7 protein-coding genes are annotated in these 10,236 nt (G+C 73.5%); 4 read left to right on the plus strand and 3 right to left on the minus strand.

The features are described 5' to 3' along the window. Positions 1-8: 8 nt before the first annotated feature. Positions 9-1,541 (minus strand): CoA-acylating methylmalonate-semialdehyde dehydrogenase, encoded by a 1,533-nt coding sequence (locus ACSDG8_RS23120; RefSeq protein WP_374223546.1) that lies wholly within the window; start codon positions 1,539-1,541, stop codon positions 9-11. Between the two features lie 106 nt (positions 1,542-1,647). Here ACSDG8_RS23120 and ACSDG8_RS23125 point away from each other — a divergent pair, with 106 nt between their 5' ends. Further along, the gene (locus ACSDG8_RS23125; protein WP_439427239.1) at positions 1,648-3,291 is read left to right on the plus strand and encodes a PucR family transcriptional regulator; all 1,644 of its coding nucleotides are present in this window, start codon (positions 1,648-1,650) and stop codon (positions 3,289-3,291) included. Between the two features lie 9 nt (positions 3,292-3,300). Here ACSDG8_RS23125 and ACSDG8_RS23130 read toward each other — a convergent pair whose 3' ends face one another. Continuing rightward, positions 3,301-3,669, minus strand: coding sequence for a hypothetical protein (locus ACSDG8_RS23130; RefSeq protein WP_210893923.1), 369 nt, complete (start codon positions 3,667-3,669; stop codon positions 3,301-3,303). 320 nt (positions 3,670-3,989) lie between these two features. On the opposite strand from ACSDG8_RS23130, the gene ACSDG8_RS23135 reads away from it, so the two are divergent. The 3 genes from ACSDG8_RS23135 to ACSDG8_RS23145 all read left to right on the plus strand — a co-directional run bounded on the left by ACSDG8_RS23135 (position 3,990) and on the right by ACSDG8_RS23145 (position 8,011). Further along, complete coding sequence (locus ACSDG8_RS23135; RefSeq protein WP_439427240.1) at positions 3,990-5,678, plus strand: acyl-CoA mutase large subunit family protein; 1,689 nt, start codon at positions 3,990-3,992, stop codon at positions 5,676-5,678. Positions 5,679-5,856: 178 nt separating this feature from the next. Continuing rightward, entirely contained in the window at positions 5,857-6,774 is a 918-nt protein-coding gene (locus ACSDG8_RS23140) for a tetratricopeptide repeat protein (protein WP_210893927.1), read from the plus strand. A 58-nt stretch (positions 6,775-6,832) separates the two neighbouring features. Then, the gene (locus ACSDG8_RS23145; protein ID WP_210893929.1) at positions 6,833-8,011 is read left to right on the plus strand and encodes an arginase family protein; all 1,179 of its coding nucleotides are present in this window, start codon (positions 6,833-6,835) and stop codon (positions 8,009-8,011) included. 10 nt (positions 8,012-8,021) lie between these two features. Here the strand turns inward: ACSDG8_RS23145 and ACSDG8_RS23150 are convergent, their stop codons facing one another. Further along, positions 8,022-9,989, minus strand: a complete 1,968-nt coding sequence (locus tag ACSDG8_RS23150; RefSeq protein ID WP_439427241.1) for a penicillin-binding transpeptidase domain-containing protein — start codon at positions 9,987-9,989, stop codon at positions 8,022-8,024. Positions 9,990-10,236 lie beyond the last annotated feature (247 nt).

Here is a 10,236-nt window from a genome sequence, read left to right on the forward strand (position 1 = left end):
TCCGCTGCTCAGTCGTTCTCGGGGAAGCCGAGGTTGATCCCGCCGTGGCTGGGGTCGAGCCAGCGGGAGGTGACGACCTTGCCGCGGGTGAAGAAGTGCACGCCCTCGGCGCCGTGGGCGTGGGAGTCGCCGAAGAGGCTGTCCTTCCAGCCGCCGAACGAGTAGTAGGCCATCGGCACCGGGATCGGCACGTTGATGCCGACCATGCCGACCTCGACCTCGTTCTGGTACCGGCGGGCCGCGCCGCCGTCGTTGGTGAAGATCGCGGTCCCGTTGCCGTAGGGGTTGGAGTTCACCAGCGCGAGCGCCTCGTCGTAGCTGCCGACCCGCACCACTGACAGCACCGGCCCGAAGATCTCGTCGGTGTAGACGCTCATGTCCGGCGCGACCCGGTCCAGCAGGCTCGGCCCGAGCCAGAACCCGGCCTCGTCGCCGTCGACCTGCACCTGCCGGCCGTCCACCACCAGCTCGGCGCCGGCCTCGACGCCCGCGTCGAGGTACGACGCGACCCGGTCGCGGTGCTCCCTGGTGACCAGCGGCCCCATGTCGCAGGAGCGACGGCCGTCACCGATCTTCAGGCCGGCGATGCGCTCGCGGATGCGCGACACCAGGTCGTCGGCGACGGGCTCGACGACCACCAGGGCGGAGATCGCCATGCACCGCTCGCCGGCCGAGCCGAACCCGGCGTTGACGGCCGCGTCGGCGGCCAGGTCGAGGTCGGCGTCCGGCAGCACCACCATGTGGTTCTTCGCGCCGCCGAGGGCCTGTACGCGCTTGCCGTTGCGGGTGCCGGTCTCGTACACGTACCGGGCGATCGGGGTGGAGCCGACGAACGACACCGCCTTGACCTCGGGGTGCTCCAGCAGCCGGTCGACTGCCACCTTGTCGCCGTGCACCACGTTGAACACGCCGGCGGGCAGGCCGGCCTGCTCCCAGAGCCGGGCGACGAGCAGCGACGCGGACGGGTCCTTCTCGCTGGGCTTGAGCACGACGGCGTTGCCGGCCGCGATGGCGATGGGCACAAACCACATCGGGACCATCACCGGGAAGTTGAACGGGGAGATGACGGCGCACACGCCGACCGGCTGCCGGATGGAGTAGACGTCCACGTTCGTGGACACGCCCTCGGAGTGGCCGCCCTTGAGCAGGTGCGGGATGCCGCACGCGAACTCGACGACCTCCAGACCGCGGGTGACCTCACCCAGGGCGTCCGAGACGACCTTGCCGTGCTCGGCCGTGATCAGCTCGGCCAGTTCCTGCTTGTGCTGGTTCACCAGCTCCCGGAACGCGAACAGCACCTGGGTGCGCTTGGTCAGCGACGAGTTCCGCCAGGAGGCGAACGCGGCGGCGGCGGAGGCGACGGCCTGGTCCACCTCGTCGACGGAGGCCAGCGGCACCTCCGTCCGGACCGTGCCCAGCGCCGGATCGTAGACTGGGGCCGTACGCTCGGTGACGCCGGCGAACGGCTTGCCGTCGATCCAGTGGGTCACCCGCTCCAGCGGAACGGGAGCGGGCGCGGTGCCGGGTGCTGTCTGGGTCATGCCCGGATCATCTGCGCTTCCCCAGGCCCGGGCAATGGGCACTGTGTCGTTCCCGCCCTGGAGAAGCACACATACTGTGCGCCGGAGCGAGGAGGGAGACGGTCTGATGCCGATGACGGTTCGTGACGTGCTCGAACTGCCGGCGTTGCAGCAGGCCGGGCCGCGTGTCATGGCCGGGCGGGACCGTCTGGACGCTCCGGTGCGATGGGTGCACGTCGCCGAGATCCCGGAGATCGCCGACCTGCTCCGCGGTGGGGAGCTGGTGCTGACCACCGGCATCGGCCTGCCGCCGGACGACGACGGGCTGCGCCGGTGGATCGACGGCCTGGCGGCGGTCGGCGCGGCCGGGGTCGTGGTCGAGCTGGGCCGCCGGTTCGGCGGGACGCTGCCGGCCGCGCTCGTCGAGCAGGCCCGCAGCCGGAACCTGCCCCTCGTCGCGCTCCAGCGGGAGATGCGGTTCGTGGCGGTGACCGAGGTGGTCCACTCGGTGATCGTCGAGGAGCAGACGGCCGACCTGCTCGCGAAGGACGAGATCCACCGGATCTTCACCGAGCTGTCGGTGGAGGGCGCGGAGCCCCGGCAGGTGCTCCGCGAGGTAACCCGGCTGTCCCGGCGCCCCGCGGTGCTGGAGAACCTCTCCCACCAGGTGCTGGCGTACGAGACCGGCCCGCTGTCGGCCGAGGAGCTGCTCGACCGCTGGGAGACCCGTTCCCGCGCGGTCGAGGTTCCGTCCGGCACCGGCTACGAGCCGCGTTCGGGCTGGCTGGTGACCGGCGTGGAGGCCCGGGGCAACCGGTGGGGGCGGCTGGTGCTGCTGTGCGACCAGGAGCCGCCGGCCCGGACGAGCGTCCTGCTGGAGCGCGCCGCGTCCACCATCGCGCTGAACCAGCTCGTCGCCCGGGACGACTCGTCGGTCGAACGGCAGGCGCGCAGCAGCCTGCTGTGGAGCATCGTCAACCACTCCGCGCCGACCCGGGACGTGGCGCTGCGGGCACGCGGGCTCGGTGTGACGCTGGAGCAGCGGCGGCTGCTCGGGGTCGTGGTGCGCAGGCGCCGGCCGGGCCCGGGTCCCGGCGCCGAGATGAACGCGCGCCGCCGGGATCTGCTGGACGCGGTGGAGGCGGCGGTGCGCGACTGCGGGCTGGCGGCGCTGGCCGGTGACGTCGACGGGCTCGGCGGCGCGGAGGTCACAGTGCTCGTCGCCCTCGCCGAGGCCGAGTCCGACGAGGCCGTGCTGCTCGGGCTGTCCACCGCGCTCACCCGGGCGGGCCTGCGGGCCGGGTCGGACGTCGTGGTCGCCGCCGGCTCCGTGGTCAGGTCTCTGGACCTGGCGCGGCGCTCGCTGGTCGAGGCGGCGCAGGTGGCCGACGCCACGGCGCACACCGCCGAACCCCGGCCCTACTACCGGCTCCTCGACGTCCGCCTCCGGGGCCTGCTGTACCTGCTGCGCGACGACGTGCGCCTGCAGACGTTCGTCGAGCGCGAGCTGGGCCCGCTGCTCTCGTACGACGAGCGGCACGGCACGAACCACGTGGCCCTGCTCGAGGCGTACCTGGTCGAGGGGCGCAACAAGCGGCGCGCGGCGGAGGAGATGTCGCTGTCCCGGTCCGCGCTGTACCAGCGGTTGCAGTTGATCGAGCGGGTGCTCGGCGTCGACCTGGATTCGAGCGAGCGGCGCCTGTCGCTGCACGTGGCGCTGACCGCCCGGGACGTCATGCGCGGTGGCGGCGTCTCCGGTTCCGCGAGCTGACCCGTCCGGTCACCGGCCGCGACGTGCCCGCGGCCGCCGGACGGCGTCGCGCGTGGGCGCGGTGTGCATGCTGACGCTGACCACCGGCACCGCGTTCGCGACGCTCTTGCGCACCGTCTCCAGCGACGCCACGGAGGGGGAGCACTCCACGATCATCACCGCCGACTGGTTCGGGCACTGCACGTACTGGACGTGTGTGACCGCGACGCGGCGTGAGTGCAGCACGGACAGCACCTTGAGCAGGCCGCTGGTGGAGTGCCCGGGGCCGAGGTGGACCACCATCGTGCACGTGGCGGCGGGGGACTCGTCGTGCGGCGGGGCGACCGGGCCGGGCCGCTGGCGATCGACGGTGTCGGGGGTGAACGGGAACGTGGTCACGGGGGCCTCACAGTGTCGAGCCGACAGGGGTGGCTTGGCCGGCGACGCACGCGGAAGGCGTACGCCGCCTAGGTAATCGGCCCGATCGTGATGTGCATGCCCACGGCGGGAGTGTGGCATGTCCCCGGGCCGCCCGGGAGGCTCCGGCGGCAAGCCGTCCGGCACGTGAGACAGGGCCCTGACCTGCGGATCGACGATCGTGGAGGGGTTCCGCGCCCGGCGGCGCGGGGTTACCGGCCGGTACGCATGCACTTAAGGATCGTTCAGGATCTCGCTCTACACTCGGGCGTGGGACGACGACTTGAGAAGGAGCTCCGCGCATGGACGCTGACGAGATCGCCGCCGGTCGGGCCCGCTGGCAGGCCCGCTACGACGCCGCCCGCAAGCGCGACGCGGACTTCACCACGCTGTCCGGCATGAGCGTCGACCCGGTGTACGGCCCGCCGGAGGGCACCGCGTACCCGGGCTTCGACCGGATCGGCTGGCCGGGCGAGTTCCCGTACACCCGGGGTCTGCACCCGACCGGCTACCGCGGGCGGACCTGGACCATCCGGCAGTTCGCCGGCTTCGGCAACGCCCGGCAGACGAACGAGCGGTACAAGATGATCCTCGGCGCCGGTGGCGGCGGGCTCTCCGTCGCCTTCGACATGCCGACGCTGATGGGCCGCGACTCGGACGACCCGCAGTCGCTCGGCGAGGTCGGGCACTGCGGCGTCGCCGTGGACTCGGCCGCCGACATGGAGGTGCTGTTCGACGGCATCGACCTGGCCGGCGTGACCACCTCGATGACCATCTCCGGGCCGGCCGTGCCGGTCTTCTGCATGTACCTGGTCGCCGCCGAACGGCAGGGCGCGGATGTGTCCACGCTGGACGGCACGCTCCAGACGGACATCTTCAAGGAGTACATCGCGCAGAAGGAGTGGCTGTTCGACCCCGAGCCGCACCTGCGCCTCATCGGCGACCTGATGGAGTACTGCGCCCGGGAGATCCCCCGGTACAAGCCGCTGTCCGTCTCCGGCTACCACATCCGCGAGGCCGGCTCGACCGCCGCGCAGGAGCTGGCGTACACGCTGGCCGACGGGTTCGGGTACGTCGAGCTGGGCCTGTCGCGCGGGCTGGACGTGAACACGTTCGCCCCGGGCCTGAGCTTCTTCTTCGACTCCCATCTGGACTTCTTCGAGGAGATCGCCAAGTTCCGCGCCGCCCGCCGGATCTGGGCCCGCTGGCTGCGCGACGTGTACGGCGCGACCAGCGAGAAGGCACAGTGGCTGCGGTTCCACACGCAGACCGCCGGGGTGTCGCTCACCGCGCAGCAGCCGGTCAACAACGTGGTGCGTACCGCGGTGGAGGCCCTGGCCGCGGTGCTCGGCGGCACCAACTCGCTGCACACGAACGCCCTCGACGAGACGCTCGCCCTGCCCACCGACGAGTCGGCCGAGATCGCCCTGCGTACCCAGCAGGTGCTGATGGAGGAGACCGGCGTGACGAACGTGGCCGACCCGCTCGGCGGCGCCTGGTACGTCGAGGCGCTCACCGACCGGATCGAGGCCGAGGCGGAGGAGATCTTCGCCCGGATCAAGCAGCTCGGCGGCGAGGGCCCGCACGCCATCGGCCCGATGACCTCCGGCATCCTGCGCGGCATCGAGGACGGCTGGTTCACCGGGCACATCGCCGAGTCGGCCTTCGTCTACCAGCAGGCGCTGGAGAAGGGCGAGAAGAAGATCGTCGGCGTCAACTGCCACACCGGCACGGTGGCCAAGGAACTGGAGATCCTGCGCATCTCGCACGAGGTGGAGCTGGAGCAGCGCCGGGTGCTGGCCGAGCGCAAGTCGGCCCGCGTCGACGCCGCCGTCACCGCCGCCGTGGCGCGGATGGTCGAGGTCGCCCGCAGCGGCGAGAACATGATCCCCGCCATGCTCGACGCGGTCCGCGCCGAGGCCACCCTCGGCGAGATCTGCGACGCCCTCCGCACCGAGTGGGGCGTTTACCGCGAACCCGCCCGCTTCTGACCCCGCTCTGCAAGGAAGGGCCCCTTGTTAACAGCTGCTGTTAACAAGGGGCCCTTCCTCTACCGCAGGCGTTAACAGGGGGCCCTTCCTTGCGGGCGGGCTGAGCTGGGGGAGAGTGGTGACTGTCGCCGTCGCGGCTGGTCGGAGATCCGTGGCGTACGTGCGAGACTAGACAACCATGAGCGACCCACGGATCACCTCGTCGATCTTCACCCGCGGCGCGGTCGACCTCAGCGCGCTGCGCACCCCCGCACCTGCCGACACCTCCACCGCCACACCGTCTCCGAGCGGCACACCCGCCGGGCTGCCGGGCAGCCCCGCCGGCTCCGCCGCCGTGATCGACGTGACCGAGGCGAACATCCAGTCCGAGGTGCTCGAACGCTCGCTCACCACACCGGTTGTGGTCTTCTTCGGCGCCGCCGGCTACCCGGAGAGCGACCAGTTCGCCCCGGTGCTGGAGAAGCTGGCCGCCGAGGGCGGCGGAGCGTGGCTGCTGGCCCGGGTCGACGTGCAGCAGCAGCCGCGGCTCGCGCAGATGTTCCAGCTCCAGGCGCTGCCCACCACGTACGCCATCGTCGGCGGCCGCCCGATCGACGCCTTCCCCGGCCCGGTGCCGGAGTCGCAGTTGCGACAGTGGCTCCAGGCCGTGCTCAAGGCCGGTGGCGTCACGGTGGCCGAGCCGGAGGACCCGCGCCTCGACGCCGCCGACGACGCGCTGATGAGCGGCGACCTCGACGCCGCCGAGGCCGCGTACCGCAAGATCCTGGCCGAGACCCCGGCCGACGCGGCGGCGGAGGCCGGCCTGGCGCAGGTCGGGCTGGCCCGCCGGGTCGCCGGCGCGGACCCGCAGGCGGCGCTGGACGCCGCGGCCGCCGCCCCCGACGACGTGGACGCGCAGCTGCTGGCCGCCGACATCGAGGTGCTCAGCGGCCTCGCCGACCAGGCGTACAAGCGGCTCGTCGGCCTGGTCCGGCGCACCGCCGGGGACGACCGGGACCGGGTACGCCAGCACCTGCTCGGCCTGTTCACCATCGCCGGCCCGGACGACCCCGCCGTGGCGTCCGCCCGACGCGCCCTGGCCAGCGCGCTGTTCTGAGTCAACCCGCGCGGGCCGGCGCACCGCCGGCCCGCCCGACCATCGAGGACGGGAGCCCATGATGCGCCGGATCGCCGTCCTCGACGCGCCGACGAACCTCGGACTGCGCCCGCCCACAGCCAGCTCCGTGCCCGGGTGCACCAAGGCGCCGGGCGCGCTGCGCGACCACGGCCTGCTCGCCCGGCTGCGCGCCCGCGACGCCGGCTGCCTGACCCCGCCCCGGTACGACCCGGGGGACTGGCGGCCCGGCGACGGCGTCTGCCACGCGCCGGAGATCTCCACGTACTCGCTGGCGCTCGCCGACCGGATCGGCGCGATCATCGACCGGGGCGAGTTCCCGCTGGTGCTCGGCGGGGACTGCTCGGTGCTGCTCGGCTCCGGGCTGGCCATGCACCGCCTCGGCGAGGCGGTCGGCGGGCGGATCGGCCTGGTCTTCGTCGACGGCCACTCCGACTTCCGGCATCCCGGCAACGCCTCCTACGTCGGCGCGGCCGCCGGGGAGGACCTGGCGCTGGTCACCGGGCGGGGGCAGCCCGACCTGGCCGCCATCGAGGGGCGGCGGCCCTACTTCCGGGACATCGACGTGGTGGTGCTCGGCATCCGCGCGCAGGACGAGTACCGCCTCGACCTGCAGGCCGCCGGCATCACCACCCGGCCGGTGCCGGCGCTGCGCGCCGAGGGCGCCGCCCGTACCGCCCAGTGGGCGCACGAGCAGCTCGTCGACTGCGCCGGCTACTGGGTGCACATCGACGTCGACGTGCTCGACCCGGCGGTGATGCCCGCCGTGGACGCGCCCGACCCCGGTGGCATCGCCTTCGCCGAGCTGGAGATCCTGCTGGCCGGGCTGGTCGACACCCCGCACTGCCTCGGCGTCGAGCTGACCGTCTTCGACCCCGACTACGACCCGGACGGGGCGTACGCGGCCGAGATCGTCAACACGGTGGTGGCCGGGCTCGCCCCGGTCGTCGCGCCGGGCGCGGTGCCGCCCCGTCTGCTGCCGGCCGGGCCGGTCGCGCCCGCGCCCCGGGCCGCCGACAGCCGACCGGCGCCCGAGCCGCTGCCCGCCCCGGCGGCGGTACCGGCCCCGGCGGTGGCGGTGGAGCCGATCGGCCCCGACCCGACCTCCGACGGCGCCGTCGACGACCTCGGCACCGACCCGCTGGGGCCCGGCCTGCTGCGCCGGGCACCCGCCGCGGACGAGCCGGACCCGGCCCGCTCCGGCATCGACATCGCCTGACCGGTACGCGTCAGCTCGCGGCCAGGCCGCGCAGGAACTTCTCGGCGATCGGCGCCGCCACCTTCGAGCCCGCCCCGCCCTGCTCGACGAAGACGGCGAAGGCCACGTCACCCTGCCACCCGACGAACCAGGCGTGCGTGTTCGCCGGGTTGTTGTCGTACTCCGCGGTGCCGGTCTTGCCGTGCACCGGCTCGCCCGGCACGTCCGCCAGCGCGCTGCCGCTGCCCGACGTGACCACCTGGCGCATCATCGACTTCAGCGCCGTCACCGATTCCGGCTTGAGCGCCTCGCCGGCCGGCGCGGGCTTGGCCGGCGCCGGGTCGAGCAGCAGCTTGGGCTGCTCGAACTTGCCCCGGGCCACGGCCGCGGTGGCGCTCGCCATGGCCAGCGGGCTCACCAGCGTGGTGCCCTGGCCGATCGCGGCGGCGGCCTGCTCGGTGGCCGAGCCGTTGGCGGAGACCTTGCCGGTGAACGCCTCGGCGCCGAGATCCCACGCGGCCTCCAGGCCGAGCGTACGGCCGGCCTGCGCCAGCCCGTCCGGGCCGAGCTTCGGCGCCAGCGCCACGAACGCGGTGTTGCAGGACTTGGCGAAGTCGGTGGCGAACGGCACCGCACCCAGCTCGAAGTTGTCCGAATTCTTGAAGCTGCGCCCCTCGACCGTCGCCGTCTTCGGGCAGTTCACAGTGGTCTGCGGGGTCACCGCGCCCCGGTCGAGCAGGCCGAGCGCGCTGACCATCTTGAACGTCGAGCCGGGCGGCACCTGGGCGGTGAACGCCAGGTTCTCGCCGGCCGCCCCGGGACCGTTCGCGGCGGCCAGCACCGCGCCGTCGCTGATCCGCAGCGCCACCAGCGCGGAGCGGCGGGTCTGCCCGCGCAGCGCGGCGTCGGCCGCGTTCTGGGTGGCCACGTCGATGGTGGTCTTCACCGGCTGACCGGGCTTCGGGTCGGCGCGGAACAGCTCCGTGCCGGTCGGCTCCACCTTGCCCTCCGGGGTCCTCCGCTCGGTGATCACGGTGACGCCGGTGACGCCGCGCAGCCGCTCGTCGTACCGGCCCTGGAGGCCGCCGTGGCCGATTAGGTCGCCGCGCGCGTACCGCTCGGGGTGGGCCTGGAGGTCGTCGGCGGTGGCCTGGTCGACCGAGCCGAGCAGCGCCCGGGCGAACTCGCGCGTCGGGGCCAGCATGAGCTGGTCGGTCGCGAACCGGGTGCCGGGCAGCTCGTAGATGCGCGGCTTGATCTGCCGGTACGCGTCCTCACGCAGCGTCACCACCTCGACGAGCCCGTCCGGCTTCGCCTCCTTGAGCCGCTTGGGCAGGTCGCCGAGGTCAACCGGCGGGCTGAGCGCGGGCCGGATCGCCTTGAACGCGGCGTCCAGCTTCTTGACCAGGCCGGGCACGTCGGTGACCTCGCCGGGGACGACCTGCACCCGGACCACCGGGCGCGGCGCGACGATCGGCTGGCCGGCGGCGTCCAGCACGCCGGCGCGCTGCGCCGGCTCCCGCCGCAGCGCGATCCGGTCGCCGTCCTCCAGCTTCTCGTGCACCACAGCCGGTTCCCAGATCACCTGCCACTGGTCGTCGCCGCCGCGCTTGAGGCGTACCGGATTCTCGTAGGCCCAGGTGCCGCCGCCGGGCAGCGCCCAGCTCACCTTGACCCGGGCGGTGGCGACGTCGCCCTTGGTGGTGATGTCGCCGGCGCGCGCCAGCTCCGGCGGGTTGGCCGCCAGCTCACCGGCGAGCGCCTGGAGCTGCTTGGTCACCTCGCCGGCCGGCACCCGCCCGCCGGACGGCTGGATGAAGCCGACCGCCTGCAGGTCGCCGGAGCGCCAGCCGCCGAGGAACGCCTCCACGGCCCCCTCCGGGCCGTCGTCGCCGGAGCATCCGGTCAGCGCGCCCGCTGTGACCAGGGCGGCGGCCAGCCCGGCGAGGAGGCGACGGCGGGTGTGGCGACTGGGGCGGACGGGGTACGACACAGGCATGAAGCGGTCCCTCCGGTGCTCAACTGCCCTGCACGCTAGTACGGCCCGGCGTTCGCCACCGCCCCGCCACGGCCTCCGGCAGCGCGGAAAGCCCCGTGTGGCAGTGTGATGAACATCGCCAGTCGGGGTACTCCGCGGGCGGCCGACCACGGACCCGCAACGGGTGAAAGGACGAAGTCCCGATCCGGACGTCCGGCCAGTGGTCCGCCGCGGGAGGTACCGCGCGGTAGGGCCTAGGCTGGGCGGC

The organism is Micromonospora sp. LA-10 (assembly GCF_051853095.1).
Classification (GTDB): Bacteria; Actinomycetota; Actinomycetes; order Mycobacteriales; family Micromonosporaceae; genus Micromonospora; species Micromonospora echinospora_A.